At 72.4% G+C, this 17,534-nt stretch carries 9 protein-coding genes; 8 read left to right on the forward strand and 1 reads right to left on the reverse strand.

What is annotated here, in order from left to right; genetic code table 11:
- The first annotated feature begins 113 nt into the window (after positions 1 to 113).
- From OG746_RS11190 to fxsT, 8 genes are all read left to right on the forward strand, one after another.
- On the forward strand, positions 114 to 551 hold the full coding sequence (locus tag OG746_RS11190) for a CU044_2847 family protein (protein ID WP_266714000.1): 438 nt from the start codon (positions 114 to 116) through the stop codon (positions 549 to 551).
- The gene (locus OG746_RS11195; RefSeq protein WP_266714002.1) at positions 548 to 2,644 is read left to right on the forward strand and encodes a VMAP-C domain-containing protein; all 2,097 of its coding nucleotides are present in this window, start codon (positions 548 to 550) and stop codon (positions 2,642 to 2,644) included. Before OG746_RS11190 ends, OG746_RS11195 begins: the two co-directional genes overlap by 4 nt.
- A gap of 187 nt (positions 2,645 to 2,831) precedes the next feature.
- The gene (locus tag OG746_RS11200) at positions 2,832 to 3,860 is read left to right on the forward strand and encodes an AAA family ATPase (protein WP_266714004.1); all 1,029 of its coding nucleotides are present in this window, start codon (positions 2,832 to 2,834) and stop codon (positions 3,858 to 3,860) included.
- 4 nt (positions 3,861 to 3,864) lie between these two features.
- The gene (locus OG746_RS11205; RefSeq protein ID WP_266714006.1) at positions 3,865 to 7,263 is read left to right on the forward strand and encodes an SAV_2336 N-terminal domain-related protein; all 3,399 of its coding nucleotides are present in this window, start codon (positions 3,865 to 3,867) and stop codon (positions 7,261 to 7,263) included.
- 34 nt (positions 7,264 to 7,297) lie between these two features.
- On the forward strand, positions 7,298 to 7,522 hold the full coding sequence (gene fxsA, locus OG746_RS11210) for an FxSxx-COOH cyclophane-containing RiPP peptide (protein ID WP_266714008.1): 225 nt from the start codon (positions 7,298 to 7,300) through the stop codon (positions 7,520 to 7,522).
- 151 nt (positions 7,523 to 7,673) lie between these two features.
- Complete coding sequence (locus OG746_RS11215) at positions 7,674 to 8,864, forward strand: FxsB family cyclophane-forming radical SAM/SPASM peptide maturase (protein ID WP_266714010.1); 1,191 nt, start codon at positions 7,674 to 7,676, stop codon at positions 8,862 to 8,864.
- A complete protein-coding gene (locus tag OG746_RS11220; protein WP_266718866.1) occupies positions 8,864 to 10,288 on the forward strand; it encodes an aKG-HExxH-type peptide beta-hydroxylase in 1,425 nt (474 codons plus the stop codon). Before OG746_RS11215 ends, OG746_RS11220 begins: the two co-directional genes overlap by 1 nt.
- A 129-nt stretch (positions 10,289 to 10,417) precedes the next feature.
- Positions 10,418 to 13,429: an FxSxx-COOH system tetratricopeptide repeat protein gene (gene fxsT / locus OG746_RS11225; protein ID WP_266714012.1), complete on the forward strand. Its 3,012-nt coding sequence runs from the start codon at positions 10,418 to 10,420 to the stop codon at positions 13,427 to 13,429.
- An 81-nt stretch (positions 13,430 to 13,510) separates the two neighbouring features.
- On the opposite strand, the gene OG746_RS11230 is transcribed toward fxsT, so the two are convergent.
- Positions 13,511 to 17,308 (reverse strand): multifunctional oxoglutarate decarboxylase/oxoglutarate dehydrogenase thiamine pyrophosphate-binding subunit/dihydrolipoyllysine-residue succinyltransferase subunit, encoded by a 3,798-nt coding sequence (locus OG746_RS11230; RefSeq protein ID WP_266714014.1) that lies wholly within the window; start codon positions 17,306 to 17,308, stop codon positions 13,511 to 13,513.
- Positions 17,309 to 17,534 lie beyond the last annotated feature (226 nt).

Genomic DNA, 17,534 nt, shown 5'->3' on the forward strand with positions numbered 1-17,534 from the left:
GCCTATGGGGGCCGGCGACCATGAAGCCCGCCCGAGGGGTAGCTCCCGCTCATCCAGGGAAGGACCCTTGTCCCGCATGGGAGGTCGCGGGGAACGGGAAACGGGGGAGCGGTATGGGGCAGGAAGTGACCAGGGTCGCGCGGATCGCGCTGCCGGACGGGACGCCGGTGTGGGCCCGGATATCCGGTGCGACCGATGAACTGGGTGTGACCGAAGGGGAGTTGTCGTACTCCGACACAGGAATCACCGACCGCGTGGAGGCGAGTGTCGAGAGTCTGCACGCGCTCGTGACGGGGGTCGCGCGCTCCCTCGCACGGCCGCTGCGTGCCGTGCGCCCCGACGAGGTGAGCGTCGAATTCGGCGTCGAGCTGACGGCCAAGGCGGGCAAGGTCGTCGGGCTGCTCGCGGACGGTGAGGCGAAGGCGGGTATCAAGGTCACGCTGACCTGGAACGAAGGGCCGCCGGACCTGGAGAATCCGGACCCCGGCGCGTACCCCGGCGCCCCGGCGCACGGGGGAGCCGATCCGACCGTCGCCGGGGCCGGGGCATGACACCTGAGCGCGACGGGGGCGCATCGGGCAAGCGGGATGCGGCCCTCCTTGCACTGCGTGAACTCGTCATGGCGGCCACCGTGCGCATTCATCGCACAGGGGCCGGGTATGCAGCCGACGAACCCAAAAGCTTCGTCGGGAGCGGCTTCTTCATCGCCCCGAACTGGGTGTTGACCTGCGCACATGTGGCACGCGGCGGGGAAGGGGGCGAGCTGACGGTGGCCTACGAGAGCGGCCCGGGCCGCGGCGCGACCCACGTACCGGGGGACGTCGTCGCCACGCTCCCCGAGGGTGTCGAACAAGCGGTGCCCGGCAAGTGGCCCGCCCCCGACCTCGCCCTCGTGCGGCTGCGCGAACCCGTCGACCATGAGTGCGTCTACGTAGCCGAGCGCCCCGCCTCGTACTACAGCGAGGGGGAGGTCTTCTACGCGGGCTGGACCGTGCTGGACGGACAGGTGTGCCGCCTCGACGGGCCGATCGCCGTCAAGGGCACCATCGGCGACTGGTCGTCCGGCGTGCAGCTGCGCCTCGGGGACAACGACCTGCCGTACGGGATCTCGGGAGGCCCCGTCGTCGACCCGGTGCGCGGCGAGGTCATCGGCGTACTGAAGTCGCGGGCGGACCACGGGCGGGGCGGCACGTCCATCGGGATCGAGCAGCTGCGCACGCTGCCCGCGGCGGTGCCGGGGCAGGCGGTGCGGGCCGAGCACGACGACCTCTACCAGTCGGTCTGCCACGCCCACGACCGCTACCACCGGGACCGCCAGCGGCAGTCGCAGCCCGCCCGGAACACCTGGGCCGATGTGCAGAGCCGGCTCGGCGCGCGGCCGGGGCGGACGCTCACCGCGGGCGAGCGCGTCCAGTTGCTCGGCCGGCTCGCCGACCTGCCGCCCCCGGTCAGCACCCGCGGTCTGCTCGACATCATGGAGTCGCTCCCGGAGTTCGAGGGGAGCGCCCCGCTGCCTTCGCCGCGCGGCTGGAGGGACGGGCTCGGGGCCCTCTACGAAGGCGCGCACGACGAGGGCGTGCGCGGGCTCGTGCTCGACTACGCGATGCGGGTCCTGTCGGCCGAGCGCCCGTTCGTCACGCCGGGCACGGCGAGCGCCGAGGCGGCCCTGTGGGAGTGGGTGCGGCAGGCCGGAGAGGGCAGGCTCGACGGCGCGCGCAGACGGCGCATCGAGAAGCAGCGCGTCGAGCGCCTGAAGCAGCGCAGACCACCAGGCGCGGCGCCCGAGCCCGCCCCTGACCGGGCCGCCCGGCCCGCCGCGCTGCTCGAACTCGTCGAGCGTGGCTGGGAACGGGACCACTGGGACTGGCAGGTGTACGTGACCCGGCCGGGCGGCGCGCGCGACTGCGTGCGGCAGGAGGAGCGCACCCCGACCGACGCCCTCCCGGAGCGGCTCGCCGCGCCCCTGGCGGAGGCCTTCCGGCAGTGCGACGAGCCGGGCTGGCCGGCGATCCTCCAGGTGGTGCTCCCGCACACCCGCCTCGACCTGCCGGTGGACGGCTGGCGGCTGCGGCCGGACGAACCGCCCCTGGGCGTGCGCGGCCCCGTCGTGCTGCGCTGCGGCGACCGGGACCGGCTGCCGGGCGAGCCGGGGTACGAGGCCTTCGCCCCGGCCCCGCCCGAGTCGGACGCGGACCGCGCGGACCGCTGGCGCTGGCTGCACGCGCACGGCGCCAGGGCCGAGATCCTCGACTGCGACGACGGGGTGCCCAGGCCGGTGCCGGAGCACTTCGAGTTGCGCAATCTGTCGCCCGGATCCGTACCAGTGATGTGTCGCTATGGAGAGCACCGCTACGAGGACGACACCGAGGCCCTGGCCCGGGTGCTGCTGGGCGGCTTCGGTGTCGCCCTGTGGCGCCGCGGCCCGGCCCGCTCGGCGGCGGTGTGCGGCGAGTTCCACCGGGGCGCCGCCGTCACGGTGGCCGACGCGCGCGGGGCGCGGCATCTCCCGGAGCGCGTCCACGAGTTGCGAAGAAAGCTCCTGGCGAGCCACACGGAGGCGTACTGGGCCGACGGCATCGCCCTGTTCTACGACGATCCGGAACAGCCTCTCCCGAGCGCCTGGGAACTCCTGGAGGCGCCGTGACGCGACCGCGTCGAACCGCCGCCGGACCGGTCGGCCCGAAGATCGCCACGAGGCCCAACTGCACCGCCTCAGAAGGGCCCTTCAGGCCAGCTCTCCACGGAGCCCTTACCAGCGCCACGAACCATCGATACCGTGAGGCACGTCCCTTCGGCTGCCCTGCTGGACGAGTGACGACGAGGACCGGACCATGACCGAATCCAGTGAGTGGCTCATCTACCGTGGCGCCGGCGAACCCCACGAGGGCCTCGACCGTCTGCCCCCGCCGCCGCCCTGGCGCGACTTCTCGGGGCGGTCCACCGACGAATCGGCCGCGGGCGACGGATCGGAGGACCGCAGGCTCGGCGCGCACCGGCACCTGGCGGAGCTGCACAGGCCCGGCGCCGAAGAGCTCGAAATGATCAACGCGGCGCTGTATCTGCGCCGCCCCCTGCTCGTGACGGGCAGCCCCGGCGCGGGCAAGAGCACGCTCGCGCACTCGGTGGCGTACGAGCTGGGCCTGGGCAACGTACTGCGGTGGTCCATCGTCAGCCGGTCCACGCTCCAGGACGGGCTCTACCACTACGACGCGATCGCCCGCCTCCAGGACGTGCAGATCGCGGCGCAGGGCGGATTCGGCTCGGCGGGCGGGTCGCCGGGGGCGGTGGAGGGGATCGGTAGCTACATCCGGCTCGGGCCGCTGGGCACCGCGCTGTTGGCGTCGCCGACGCCGCGGGTGCTGCTCATCGACGAGCTCGACAAGAGCGACATCGACCTCCCCAACGACCTGCTGAACGTGCTGGAGGAGGGCGAGTTCGCGATACCCGAACTGGAGCGGGTCGCCGACCGGTTACCGGACGGCGAGGCCGAGGTGCTCACCGCCGACGGCGTCAAGGTCCGCGTCCGCGACGGCCGGGTGCGCTGCAACGCCTTCCCGTTCGTGGTGCTCACCAGCAACGGGGAGCGCGACTTCCCCGCCCCGCTGATGCGCCGCTGCATCCACCTCGAACTCGGCAGGCCGGACCACAACCGGCTCGCCACCTTCGTACGCGCCCACCTCGGCGACGAGGCGGCACGCGCGGGCGACGATCTGATCAACCGGTTCCTGGAGCGCTCCCGCAGCGAACTCCTCGCGACCGACCAGCTGTTGAACGCGATCTACCTGACCGACGCGGCCGCCCCCACCAGCCGCGAATCCTTCGCAGACCTCCTGATCCAGCGACTCGACCGCCCGAGGTGAAGCGGTGACTCCGGACGCGACGGCGCGTCAGGGTCCCGGTTCGCCCTCGGAACCCGGAAGCCAGGGCGGCGACCCGGTCTCCGAACTCGTCGCCAGGCTGCGGCAGGTGGGGCTCGACCCCGACGCCGAAGGGCTGTGCGACGCACTGTGGCTGGCCCGGTACGCCCGCCGCCCCGAGCAGCCCGCGGAGCAGACGGAAGCGGCGCCGGGCGGGCGGCCCGCCCGCGAGCTGCCGCGGCCGGCCCCGCTGCCGGCCACCCCGCCTCCCACGCCCCCGGAGAGCGAGCCCGAGGGGCCGACACCCCAGGCGTACGACGCGAGCGGTGACCGGCGGGTGGCCCTGTACCCCGTGCCGCGCGCCGGTGGTGGCCGCGCGCGCGGCGGAGGCCGCACCGCCCCGCTCCCGGTCGGCGTCCCGGCGGCGCCCGCGTTCCCCTCCCCGCTCGAACTCCAGCGCGCACTCCGCCCGTTGCAGGGCTATCGCAGCGCCGCTCCGCCGCTGCGCTCGGTGCTCGACGAGACGGCGACCGCGGAGCGCACCGCGCGCGCGGGCGGCCTCGTGCTGCCGGTGTTCCGAGCGGTGACCCGTGCCGACGCGCGGCTGCACCTCGTGATGGACGCCTCCTCGTCGATGCGCGTATGGGACCGGATGTTCGGCGAACTGGAGCGGGTCTTCGGCCAGTTGGGCGCCTTCTCGGACATCCAGGTCAGCTATCTGCACGAGGGCCCCGACGCGCAGGCCGCCGTCAGCCGCAGCCCCGAGCTGTACGCGGCGCCCCTGCACTCCACCGACCGGCTCAGCGACCCGTCGGGGCGCCAGGTCGCCATTCTTGTCAGCGACTGCGCGGGCCCGCTGTGGCGCAGCGGCCGCGCCCACCGACTCCTGCACCAGCTGGCGCGGCAGGCCCCCGTCGCCGTGCTCCAGCCGCTGCCGCAGCGCATGTGGAACCGGACCCGACTGCCCGTCTCCTACGGTGAGTTGACCCGCGGCGAGGGTCTCGGCGGCGCCGCCGCGCTGCGCGTGCGGACGACGGCGGGGCCCCCGGCTGCGGCCCGCGCGGGCGCGCTCCCGGTGCCCGTCCTGCCGCCCGAGCCGGTGGCGCTCGGCGCCTGGGCGCGGCTGCTGTCGGGGGCCGGCGCGGGGCCGGTCTCGGGGGCCGTCGGCTGGGTCAGGGCGGACCAGCCGCGGGCGTCGGCGGGGCGGCAGGCGCAGCGCCCCTCGGTGCTCGAACTGGTCAGCCGGTTCCGCTCCACCGCATCGCCGGACGCGAGCCGACTCGCCGGATTCCTGGCGGCGGCCCCGCTGTGCCTGCCGGTGATGCAGCTCGTGCAGCGGACCATGCTGCCCGGCTCGGGCCCCTCCGAACTGGCCGAGGTGCTGCTCAGCGGGCTGCTCACCCGGGCCAAGGACGAGCACGGCGGCGACGGCGTCCAGTGGTACGAGTTCGCGCGGGGCGTGCAGGAGTCGCTGCTCGGTCCGCTCGGCAGGGACGAGGCCGTGCTGGTCCTCAAGCACTGCTCGGAGTACATCGAGGCCCGCTTCGGCAAGGGCGGCCCCAACTTCCCGGCGCTTGCGCTGGCGCAGCTCGGGGACGGCGGCGGAGCGGGGGCGGCCGATGTCGTCGGCGCGGCGCGCCCCACCGGCACCGGCTACCGGCCGCCGGGCGCCGTCGAGGGCGAGAACGGGGACGGCGGGGCGGGCGGCGCCGACCTGGTCCCGCAGCCCTTCGCGGAGGTCGCCGCGCAGGTCCTGGAGCGCTTCATGCCGCTGCCCGAACAGTTCGCGCTGTACGGGAGCCCGGGGCACACGGGGCCGCAGGAGACACCGCCGACCCACCCCGCGGTCACCCGGGCCCGCGAGCTCGCCGCGCGCTTCGACCACGAGCGCATGGTCCAGGACCTCATCGACGCCGTGCAGCTGCTGCGCGGTGCGACCGAACACGAGACGCCCACGGAGCGGGACTTCGAGCTGTGGGCCGAGTACGCCCTCTGTGTGCTGCGCCTGTGGGAGGTGCAGGGCGGCGCGGAGCTGCTGCGCGAGGCCGAGCAGGCCGCCGAGCGCGCCGCCGCCCACCCGCACGCGCTGCGCGAACGTGCCGTCCTCGCGCGCGTGCTCTCCACCGCCGCCACGGACCGCAGGCGCCGCGGCGACCGGCACGGCGCGCTGGAACTGCTGCGCAGGGCCGACCGGGAGTACGCGGTGGCCTGCTCGGCGCCCGACCTGCGGGAGGGGCAGGCGCTGTGGCTCACCCTGGAGCGGGTCGGCGCCATGGAGGCACAGTGGCGGCTCGGCGGTGACAGCGCGCTGCTCCAGGGCGCGGTCGGCATGCTGGAGGCGTTCGTCGATACGTGGCAGGGCCACCACCACCCGCCCGAACTCCCGCTCGCCCACGGGCGGGTCCTGCTGCGGCTCTCCGGGGTGACGTCCGACAGGGAACAGGCGCGCCGGTACGCGCAGCAGAGCGCACAGTCGCTGCGCGAGGGCCTCGACGGCGACGCCGACGCGATCGCGCACCTGCCGCGTGTGCGCATCGTCCTCGACCTGGTGGACGCGCTCCTCGCGGCGGGCGGCGCACTGGACGAGGCGCAGGCGCGCGTCGACGAGGCGCTGCCGCTCGCCGCGGACCAGGGCCTGCGGGCCGGACTGCTGCTGCGCGCCGGACGCATCCGGGTGGCGCGCTTCGAGGAATCGGGCGACCCGCGCGAACTCCAGGGAGCGGACGACAACTTCGGGAGCGCCGCACAGCGCATGCCGCGGGAGGCCGCCGCCCACGCCGACGTACTCGCCGAATGGGGCGAGGCGCTGCTGCGCCGCGCCGCGCTGGAGTCGGGAACCCGGGCCCAGCAGTCGCAGTCGATCTCCCGCTCCATTCGCGTCCTGCGGGACTGCCGCAGCGAGACGGCGGCGGGCAGTCCCAAGCTGGCCGGCCGGCTGCTGCTCCTCGGCCGCGCGCTGATGCTCCGCTACCGCGCGCGTGCCGACCGCGTCGACCTGCGCGAGGCCGAGCACCTTCTCGGCCTCGCCGCGGCCGAGGCCGACGATCCGCTCCTCGCGGCGCAGTGCTGGCTGGAGCTGGGGCAGGTGCAGTACGAGGCGTACCGCAGCCTCGGCCGTCCGGCCCGTCTCGGCGAGGCCGTGGAGGCGTTCCGCCTTGCGGCGGACTGCGCCCGGGAGGCCGAGGAGGACGCGGCGACGGACCAACGGCGGCGGCACGCCGTGGAATTGGGTGCGCAGGCGCAGCACTGGCGGGGTATGTCCTACGAGGCGGCGGCTCGCCCGCGAGCCGCGCGCGAGTCCTACCGGGCGGCACGCGCGGGATGGTCGAAGCTGCCGGAGGACAGCCTGGGAGCAGGCGCTCCGACGGCTCACGACACGGCGGAACGGCTGGCCGCGCTGCAATGAGCCGCGCTGCAATGAGCCGATGTGCAGTGAGCCGATGGCGAAGGAACGCGAGGGGGACGCTGTGAACGGACAGGACGAACCGGTGGAGGCCGCGGAGGGGGCGGAGCGGGAGGAGTCGCTGCCCGACCTGACGCAGCTCGCCCTGAAGGAACTGACGAGCATTCAACACCCGGTGCTTCAAGAGGTGTTGGCCGATCTACGGGATCGTGCGGGGCGGCCCGGCGAGACGCTTTGGGGGTGGAACAACTCCTTCACCTGATGCACCGGGGGACCCGCGCTGCGTGGTTTCGGTCGCGTGGTCCACCGAATAGGACAGTTCGAAAGCACCGCGTTTGAGGCCGCGACCGTGACGGTATGCGGTTCCCTGCGAGTGCGGTCCTGAAACGGGCGTACGACATGGGGGTGCAGGTGTGTCCGTAGAGACCGCTCCCCGTCCGGCGCCCGAACCCCCTTTTCCGTTCCGGCAGTTCATCGTCAAGGTCCACGGCCGCTGCAACCTCGCCTGCCGGTACTGCTACCTCTACGAAGGCCCGGACCACACCTGGCGCACCCGGCCCGCCGCCGCGTCCCGCGCCGTCCTGGACCGCACCGCGTACCGCATCGCCGAGCACGCCCGCGCCCATCAACTGACGGCGCTCTCCGTGGTGTTGCACGGCGGCGAGCCGCTGCTGGCCGGCGCCGCCGCACTCGGCCGGTTCATCGATCTGGTCCGCGACCGGGTACCCGCCGGATGCACGGTCCGCGCCACCGTCCAGACCAACGCCACGCTGCTCAACGAGCGCAGCCTCGCGACCCTGGCCCGGCACGACATCAGCATCGGCATCAGCCTCGACGGGGGCACCGCCGAGCGCAACGCACTCCGCGTCGACCACGCGGGCCGCCCTTCCTGGCCCGCCGCCGCACGCGGGGCACGGCTGGTCGCCGAGCGCTTCCCGCGGTCCTTCGCCGGGATCCTCGCGGTCGTGGACCCCGCGCAGGACCCCGTCGGGACCTACGAATCCCTGCTCGCCCTCGGCCCGCCCGCCCTGGACCTGCTGCTGCCGCACGGCAACTGGACGAACCCGCCGCCGCACTGGGACAGCACGGGAACGGTCCACGGGGACTGGCTGTGCGCCGTCTTCGACCGCTGGTGGGAGGCCGGGCGCCGGGAGACACGGATCCGCCTCTTCGAGGAGTGCATCGCGCTGCTCCTCGGCCTTCCGGCGGCCACGGAGTCGCTGGGGCTCGCGCCCTTCGACGCCGTGGTCGTCGAGACGGACGGATCGATCGAGCAGGTGGACTCCCTGAAGTCGGCCTACGAGGGCGCGGCCGCGACCGGCCTCGGCGTCTTCGACAACGACTTCGACGAAGCCCTCGCGCATCCGGGGGTGGTCGCCCGGCAGGCGGCCGCCACGGAACTGTCGGGGCAGTGCCGGGCCTGCCCCCTGCTGACCGTCTGCGGAGGCGGTCACTACGCGCATCGCTACCGGGCGGGCAGCGGATTCCGCAACCCCTCCGTGTACTGCGCCGACCTGCAGCGGTTCATCCGCCATGTGGCCGCACGGGTCGCGGAGCCGCCCGCCGCGGCCGTCCCGGTCTCTCCCGAAAGGAGCACCCCGTGATGCTCTCGGAGGTCCCGGACCCGGCCCTCGACGAACTCGGCCGGACCGAAGGCGGCCCGGACACGCTCGCGCTCCTCGTGCACGACCAGGACACCCGGCGCCTGCTGCTGCTCCGCGCCCTCCTCGACGCGGCGGACGCGGCGGACCCGAGGGTGTGCTCCCCGGAGCAGAAGGCGCGGCTGAAGGACGACTGGGCGCTGCTGACCGAGGCGGAGGACACGCCGCGGTCGGCCGGGCCCCGGGGCGCGCCCTCGGCCCGGGACCGGATCCGCTATCCGCTCACCGGACCGTGGGCCCTGCGGTGCCTGCGCGGCCTGGACCGGGCCGAGGGCACCGCCGAGCCGGACGAGGCGCGCCGACTGGCCCTCGACCTCGCCCACTTCAGCGCGCTGGCCGCCGTGTCCGCCGCGCGCGCCGGCATCCCCTTCACGACGCGCCTGACCGCCCACGACGGCACCCTGAACCTCCCGTCCCTCGGCAGCCTGGGCACCGCCCCGTCCGACGACGTGCACGTCGAAGTCGTCGCCCGTGACGGCTGGATGAGGCTGCGTCGGCACGGCGGCGCCGACGTCGTCGTCTTCCTGGAGAACGGGTTCGGCGCGTGGTCGGGCTCGCGCGCGTGGACGCCCGCCCACGCGCTGCCCGGGCTGACCCCCGAGGCCGCACCCATGCCCCTGGACGACCTCGACCCGTACCGCACGGGATCCGAGCCCCGCCATCGCACCCAGAGCGGTCCGACGACGCTGGACGACGCGGAACGCAAACGCTGGCTCATGGCCTGGTCGGGCACCGCCGCGGTGCTGCGCACGGGCGGCGCGCACCGGCTGACGGAGGCCCTGGCGCTGCTGCGCTGCCTCGTGCCCCTGGAGATGCCGCCGGGCGCGGAGGCGCGGGGCGGTTGCAGCGCCACCCGGCGCGAGGCGTTCGGCGCCCTGCTCACCAGCACCCCGCCCACGTCGGCCGCCTTCGCGGCAACGGTCGTCCACGAACTCCAGCACGCGAAGCTCTCCGCCCTGAGCGACGCCGTGGTGCTCCACCAAGGTGACGGCCGCGCCCGGTACTTCGCGCCCTGGCGCCCCGACCCGCGACCGTACGACGGGCTCCTCCAGGGCGCCTACGCGCATCTGGCGCTGGCCGACTTCTTCCAGCGCCGGGCGCTTTCCGTGCCCTCCCGCGCCGAGTCCGCCTGGACCCAGTACAGCCGCTACCGGGTCCAGGTGGGAGCCGTGCTCCCGGTGCTCGTCGGCTCGCCCGACCTGACCGCGCGCGGGCGCCGCTTCGTCGACCAGATGGTCGTCGCGTACGAACGCATGGACGCGCACCCCGCGCCACGTGGCCATACGGCGCGCGCGGAGGCGTACGTGAGTGCCGTCCGCACCCTCTGGACGCAGCGACAGTCCTCGACCACCCGTCCGAATGAGTGAAGATGTCGGCGGACCGGTGTTCCGCTGCGCGAAGATCCTGGAACCAAGGCGTAGTTGGCGGTGTGACACTTACCAGCATCGCGCCGAGGTCCTACGATTTTTTTGCGACTACGCGCAGGAGGCCGCTGCATGTCTGGAACTCGTAAGCCGGTCGGGACGACCGTGGGGGATGCCCGGAAGCGGACGGTCACGATCAGCTTCGCCGGGTTCAACAGGGCCTGGGCGGCCTGGATCGGGGACCGTCTTGAGCGGCGCGGCCTGCGGGTGGTGTACCAGCGCTGGGAGTCCCCGGCAGAGACCCCGCTCGTCGATCTGCTGCGGGACCTGAGCCTGGCGGAGGGCCGGGTCCTCATCATCGTCAGTGAGTGGTACTTCCAGCTCGGCCCGCGCACGCACGAGGAGTGGAACGCCGCGCTGCGCGCGGTCGTCGCACCCGACCCCTCCCGGTTCGCGGCCGTGTCCCTGACCACGTCCCCGCTGCCGTCGGCCACCCCCGTGCTGGGGGCGGTCGGGCTGACCAACCTGGGGGCCGAGGAGGCCGAGCGGCGGCTCCTCGAGCGGCTCGACCTGCCGACCGACCCGCTGCCCGAGCCCGCCGCCGGCGCGCGGCGCGGCCCCCGGTTCCCGGCGACGATGCCCGAGGTGTGGGGCGGAGTGCCCCGCCGCAACACCCGCTTCACCGGCCGCGAGGCGCTCCTCAACGAGGCGTACCACAAGCTGACTTCGGCCGAGTCGGGCGCGGGCGTGCTGACGTTCCACGGCATGTCGGGCGTCGGCAAGACACAGCTCGCGGCCGAGTACGTCTACCGCTTCGGCTCCGAGTACGACGTCGTCTGGTGGGTCAACGCCGAGAAGCGCGTCACCTACCGGCGCGGCCTCGCCGAACTCGCGCCCAAACTCGGCCTGCAGACCGGCCAGGAGTACGGCGAGCGGCTGCGCGCGGTCCGGGACTCGCTGCGCCGGGGCGACCCGTACGCGCGATGGCTGCTGATCCTCGACGGCGCGGACGAGCCCGACCAGATCTGGGACCTGGTGCCCACCGGACCGGGACAGGTGATCATCACCTCCCGCAACCCGGAGTGGAGCGAGCACAACAGCATGCTGCTCGACGTGCCGGTCTACCAGCGCGACGAGTCGGTGGCGTTCGTGCGGCGCCGGGCTCCGCGGCTGTCGGAGGCGGAGGCGGACCAGCTGGCGGATGCCCTGGAGGACCTGCCGCTGCTGCTCGACCAGACGGCGGGCTGGCTGAACGACTCGGACCTGTCGGTCGAGGAGTACATCGGCCTCCTCGACGGCGGCGTCGACCAGGACGTGGTCAAGGTGTCGGCGGACTTCCCCGTCGCCTTCCAGACCGCCTGGTCGATACTGCTGAACAAGCTCCGCGACACCGTCCCGGAGTCCGTCGACCTGCTGCGACTGTGCACGTTCTTCGCGCCCGGCTTCATCCCCGTACGCCTGCTGCGGGAGATGCTCAGCGACGAGCTGCCCGAACAGGTCGCGGGCCTGCTGAACGACCCCCTGCTGTGGAACAAGGCGATCAACCAGCTGCGCCAGTACTCGGTGGTCCGCCTGGAGTCCCACGAGGCGGGGGCGGACGAGGCGACCGCCTCCGGGGAATCCCTGTACCTGCACCGCATGGTCCACCAGATCGTGCACGCCGACATGCCGGAGGCGGACCGCCGCGAGTTCGTCGACGTCGTGCGGCGGGCGCTGGCCGCCGCCGACCCGCGCAGGCCCACCGACACCCGCCTGTGGCCCGGCTACGCGGAGATCGCGCCGCACCTGAAGTACGCCGACGTGCTGCAGAGCAAGGAGCCAGGCGTCCAGACCCTGGTGCTCAACTGCCTGCGCTACATGTACTTCTCCGGCGAGTACACGGCCGGCATCAAGCTGGGCGAGCGCGCCATGGAGGCCTGGCAGGAGCTGCTCGGCGAGAACCATCCGCGTATCTGGGAGCTGTCCTTCCACTACGTCAACGTGCTGCGCGCCGCCGGTGAGTACGAGCGCACGGAGGTCCTCAACCGCGCCGCGGTCGAGCACCTGCGGGAGACGCGGGGACCGGACGACCTGGAGCACCTGCGGGCCGCCAGCGGCCTCGCCGCCGACCTGCGCGGCCTCGGACGCTACGACGAGGCGCTCGAACTGTGCCGGTGGATCCTGACCGCCTATCAGGGGCTCCTCGGCGAACAGGACTCGCGCACGCTGAACGCGCAGAACAACGTGGCCGTCACCCTGCGGCTGCTCGGCTCCTACGCCGAGGCCCTCGACATCGACCGACAGGTCATGGAGTCACGGCGGACCCTGCTGAAGGGTCGGCACCCCTGGACGCTCGACTCCCAGATCTCCTACTCCATCGACCTGAGGCTGAACGGCCGGTACGACGAGGCCGAGTCGAACCAGGTGCAGAGCCTGCGCGAGAACCGGCTCGTGATGGGGGAGAGCAACCCGCAGACCCTCAAGGCCGAGTACAACCTCGCGCTCTGCCACTACCGCAGGGGCGAGCGCGCGAAGGCGGGCCACGTCCTCGCGCGCGTACTGGAGCGCGGTGAGCGCGTGATGGGCGAGACCCACCCGTGGACCCTCGTCTTCGCCTCCGCCCAGAGCTGCTTCGCCCGCGAGGACGGGGACATCGACGAGGCGCGGGAGCTCAGCGAGGCCATCGTCGCCCGTTACGAACTCACGCTCGCCGGGAGCCACCCCTTCGTCGCGGGGGCCCGCGCCAACCAGGCGCTCATCCTGCGCAACGTGGGGGAGCGCGATCACGCCCACGACCTCATCGAGCGGTCCCTGACCGACATGACCGCCGCGGTGGGCGAGAACCACCCCTGGACGCTGGGCTGCGCCGTCAACGCCTCGGCCCTGCGCAACCTCGTCGGTGACACCGAGTCCGCCGCCCAACTCAGCAACGACACGGTGACACGCGCCATCGAGACGCTGGGCCGCACCCACCCCCTCACCCTGTCCGCGCGCATCGCGCACGCGGCCGACCTCCGTGGACTGCGGGAGCGCAGGCAGGCGGAGAAGATCGAGCAGGAGGCCCTCTCGGACCTGGAGGCGACGCTCGGCAAGCAGCACGTGCACACCATCTCGGCCCGCGCCCGCAACCGCCCCCACTGGGACTTCGAGCCCCAGACGACCTGACGCGGCCGCGTACGCAGGCCGAAGGCCCGGCCCCTCGAAAGGGGACCGGGCCTTCGGTCATGCTCGCTGTGCTCCGGGGCCTTACGCCTCGAAGACCTCGCGCACCAGCTGCTCCTGCTCGGCCTGGTGACGCTTGGCCGAGCCGACCGCCGGGGACGAGCCGTGCGGCCGCGAGATGCGGCGCAGGCGCTCGGCGCCCGGGATGTCGGCGCCGACGGCCAGGTCCAGGTGGTCGATCAGGTTGAGCGCGATGAACGGCCACGCACCCTGGTTCGCCGGCTCCTCCTGCGCCCAGATGTACTTCTCGGCGTTCGGGAACTTGGCGATCTCGGCCTGGAGCTCGGCACCCGGCAGCGGGTACAGGCGCTCGACGCGGATGATCGCGGTCTCCGTGTCGCCGCGCTTCTGCCGCTCGGCCTCCAGGTCGTAGTACAGCTTGCCCGCCACGAAGACGACCTTCTTGACCGCGTTCGGGGTGACCGACTCGTCGCTGATGACCGGGCGGAAGCCGCCCGTCGTGAACTCCTCCACCTTCGACGCGGCGGCCTTGAGGCGCAGCATCGACTTCGGCGTGAAGACCACCAGCGGCTTGTGGTGCGGGTTGTGCACCTGCCACCGCAGGAGGTGGAAGTAGTTCGACGGGAGGGTCGGCATGGCGACCGTCATGTTGTTCTGGGCGCAGAGCTGGAGGAAGCGCTCCACACGCGCGGACGAGTGGTCCGGGCCCTGGCCCTCGTAGCCGTGGGGGAGGAGCAGCGTGACACCGCTCGTCTGGCCCCACTTCTGCTCGGCGGCCGAGATGTACTCGTCGACGATGGTCTGCGCACCGTTGACGAAGTCACCGAACTGCGCCTCCCACAGCACGAGCGACTCGGGGCGCGCCAGCGAGTAGCCGTACTCGAAGCCCATGACCGCGTACTCGGAGAGCAGCGAGTCGTAGACGTTGTAGCGGGCCTGGTCCTGCGACAGGTAGAGGAGCGGGGTGAAGTCCTCGCCCGTCTTGTTGTCGATGAGGACCGCGTGACGCTGACCGAAGGTGCCGCGGCGCGAGTCCTGGCCGGACAGCCGGACCGGCGTGCCCTCCAGGAGCAGCGAGCCGAGGGCGAGGGTCTCGCCCATGCCCCAGTCGATCGTCCCGTCCTCGATCATCGACGCGCGGCGCTGCAGCTGCGGCAGCAGACGCGGGTGCACCGTGACGTTGTCCGGGATGTTGACCTGGGACTCGGCGATGCGCTTGACGACCTCCTGGGAGATCGCCGTCTGCACGGCCACGGGGAACTCGGCCTGCGGGTCGGGGACCTCGGCGGCGGCCGGGTGCGAGACGGCCTCGCGGACCTCCGTGAAGACCTTCTCCAGCTGCCCCTGGAAGTCCTGCAGCGCCTGCTCGGCCTCTTCCAGGGTGATGTCGCCGCGACCGATGAGGGACTCGGTGTAGAGCTTGCGCACCGAGCGCTTCTTGTCGATCAGGTCGTACATCAGCGGCTGCGTGAACGCCGGGTTGTCCGACTCGTTGTGACCGCGGCGGCGGTAGCAGATGAGGTCGATGACGACGTCCTTGTTGAACGCCTGGCGGAACTCGAAGGCCAGACGGGCAACGCGGACGACGGCCTCGGGGTCGTCGCCGTTCACGTGGAAGATCGGCGCCTCGATCATGCGGGCCACGTCCGTGGCGTACATGGAGGAGCGCGACGACTCGGGAGCCGCCGTGAAGCCGACCTGGTTGTTGATGACGATGTGGACCGTGCCGCCCGTGCGGTAGCCGCGCAGCTGCGACATGTTGAGCGTCTCGGCGACCACACCCTGGCCCGCGAAGGCCGCGTCACCGTGCAGGGCGACCGGCAGGACCGTGAAGTCCGTGCCGCCCTTGTTGATGATGTCCTGCTTGGCGCGGACGATGCCCTCGATGACCGGGTCGACCGTCTCCAGGTGGGACGGGTTCGCGGCCAGCGAGACGTTGATCTGCTCGCCGTCCAGGCCGGTGAAGGTGCCCTGGGCGCCCAGGTGGTACTTCACGTCGCCGGAGCCGTGCATCGACTTCGGGTCGAGGTTGCCCTCGAACTCCCGGAAGATCTGCGCGTACGACTTGCCGACGATGTTCGCCAGGACGTTCAGCCGGCCGCGGTGGGCCATGCCGATGACGACCTCGTCGAGACGGTTCTCGGCGGCGGAGTCGATGACCGCGTCGAGCAGCGGGATGACGGACTCGCCGCCCTCCAGGGAGAACCGCTTCTGACCGACGTACTTGGTCTGAAGGAAGGTCTCGAAGGCCTCCGCCGAGTTCAGCCGGCGCAGGATGCGCAGCTGCTCCTCGCGCTCCGGCTTGGCGTGCGGCCGCTCGATGCGGTCCTGCAGCCAGCGGCGCTGCTTCGGGTCCTGGATGTGCATGAACTCGACGCCGGTGGTGCGGCAGTACGAGTCGCGCAGCACGCCGAGGACGTCGCGCAGCTTCATCATCGACTTGCCGGCGAAGCCGCCGACGGCGAACTCGCGCTCCAGGTCCCAGAGCGTCAGGCCGTGCTCGGTGATGTCCAGGTCGGGGTGCTTGCGCTGCTGGTACTCCAGCGGGTCCGTGTCGGCCATGACGTGGCCGCGCACCCGGTAGGAGTGGATCAGCTCGAAGACACGGGCGGCCTTGGTGACGTCGTCGTCGTGCGAGGCGTCGATGTCCTTGAGCCAGCGGACCGGCTCGTAGGGGATCCGCAGGGCCTTGAAGATCTCGTCGTAGAACTCGCCCTCGCCGAGGAGGAGGTTCGCGACGATGCGCAGGAACTCGCCGGAGGCGGCGCCCTGGATGACCCGGTGGTCGTAGGTCGACGTGAGCGTCATGACCTTCGAGATGCCGAGCTTGTTCAGCGTGTCCTGGGACGTGCCCTGGAACTCCGCCGGGTAGTCCATGGAGCCGACGCCCATGATGACCGACTGTCCGGGCATCAGGCGCGGGACCGAGTGGACGGTGCCGAGGCCGCCGGGGTTGGTCAGGGAGACCGTGACACCGGTGAAGTCGTCCATGCCGAGCTTGCCGTCACGGGCGCGCCGGACGATGTCCTCGTAGGCCTGCCAGAACTCGAAGAAGTTCAGCGTCTCGGCCTTCTTGATGCCCGCGACGACCAGCTGGCGGTCGCCGTTCGGCTTCACGAGGTCGATGGCCAGACCGAAGTTGATGTGCTCCGGCTTGACCAGCGTCGGCTTGCCGTCCTTCTCCTGGAAGGAGTAGTTCATCGACGGCATGGCCTTGATGGCCTGCACCATCGCGTACCCGATGAGGTGCGTGAAGGAGATCTTCCCGCCGCGGGCCCGCTTGAGGTGGTTGTTGATGACGATGCGGTTGTCGAACAGCAGCTTCACCGGGACCGCGCGCACGGACGTCGCCGTGGGGACCTCGATGGACTTGTTCATGTTCTTCGCGACGGCGGCGGCGGGGCCGCGCAGCGTCACGAGCTCGGGGCCGGCAGGGGCCTCGGTCGTCACTTCTTCAGCCTTCTTCGGTACAGGGGTGGCGGCAGCAGCGGCCGGCTTCGGCGCGGTGGGCGCGGCCGGAGCGGCGGGCTTCGCGGGGGCCGGAGCGGCAGCCTGTGCGGGAGCTGCGGCTGCGGGCTTCGCGGGCGCGGCGGGGGCCTGCGCTGCGGGTGCGGCCGGGGCCGCGGGCTTCTCGGCCGGCTTCGGGGTCGTCGCGGCCCCCGCGGCCGCGGCACCTGGCTTGTAGTCGGCGAAGAAGTCCCACCAGGCTCGGTCAACCGAATTCGGGTCCTGGAGGTACTGCTGATAGATCTCGTCGACGAGCCACTCGTTGGGTCCGAACGCGGCCGCAGGGTTCTTACCCTGCCCGGCTTGGTCGGTCTCGGTGGAGATGCTCGAGTTACTGGGGGACTGTGGCGACACGGCGGTAACCGCCCTCTTCCGCTTCTCACAAGGTGATGGACAGCGGGAATAAAGGCTACGCCTCCATTCACGGGACGTGCAGACCGGGCCGGTCATCCGTCACGTAAGTCACACCGGAAGTTGCGTTTCGGGCCTGGAAATGGCGGGAAACAAGCGGGGTTTCGGTACGTTCGCATGCGCGCCCGGCGTGTTCGTGTCTGCCCGGCGCGCTCTTGACCCTTGCCTG

This window comes from Streptomyces sp. NBC_01016, assembly GCF_026341035.1.
GTDB lineage: Bacteria > Actinomycetota > Actinomycetes > Streptomycetales > Streptomycetaceae > Streptomyces.

What these genes read in the sequence shown, in the direction of transcription:
- fxsT (WP_266714012.1), top strand. Translation starts at nt 10,418, where the DNA reads ATGTCTGGAACTCGTAAGCCGGTCGGGACGACCGTGGGGGATGCCCGG.
- OG746_RS11195 (WP_266714002.1), top strand. Translation starts at nt 548, where the DNA reads ATGACACCTGAGCGCGACGGGGGCGCATCGGGCAAGCGGGATGCGGCC.
- OG746_RS11200 (WP_266714004.1), top strand. Translation starts at nt 2,832, where the DNA reads ATGACCGAATCCAGTGAGTGGCTCATCTACCGTGGCGCCGGCGAACCC.
- OG746_RS11190 (WP_266714000.1), top strand. Translation starts at nt 114, where the DNA reads ATGGGGCAGGAAGTGACCAGGGTCGCGCGGATCGCGCTGCCGGACGGG.
- OG746_RS11220 (WP_266718866.1), top strand. Translation starts at nt 8,864, where the DNA reads ATGCTCTCGGAGGTCCCGGACCCGGCCCTCGACGAACTCGGCCGGACC.
- fxsA (WP_266714008.1), top strand. Translation starts at nt 7,298, where the DNA reads ATGGCGAAGGAACGCGAGGGGGACGCTGTGAACGGACAGGACGAACCG.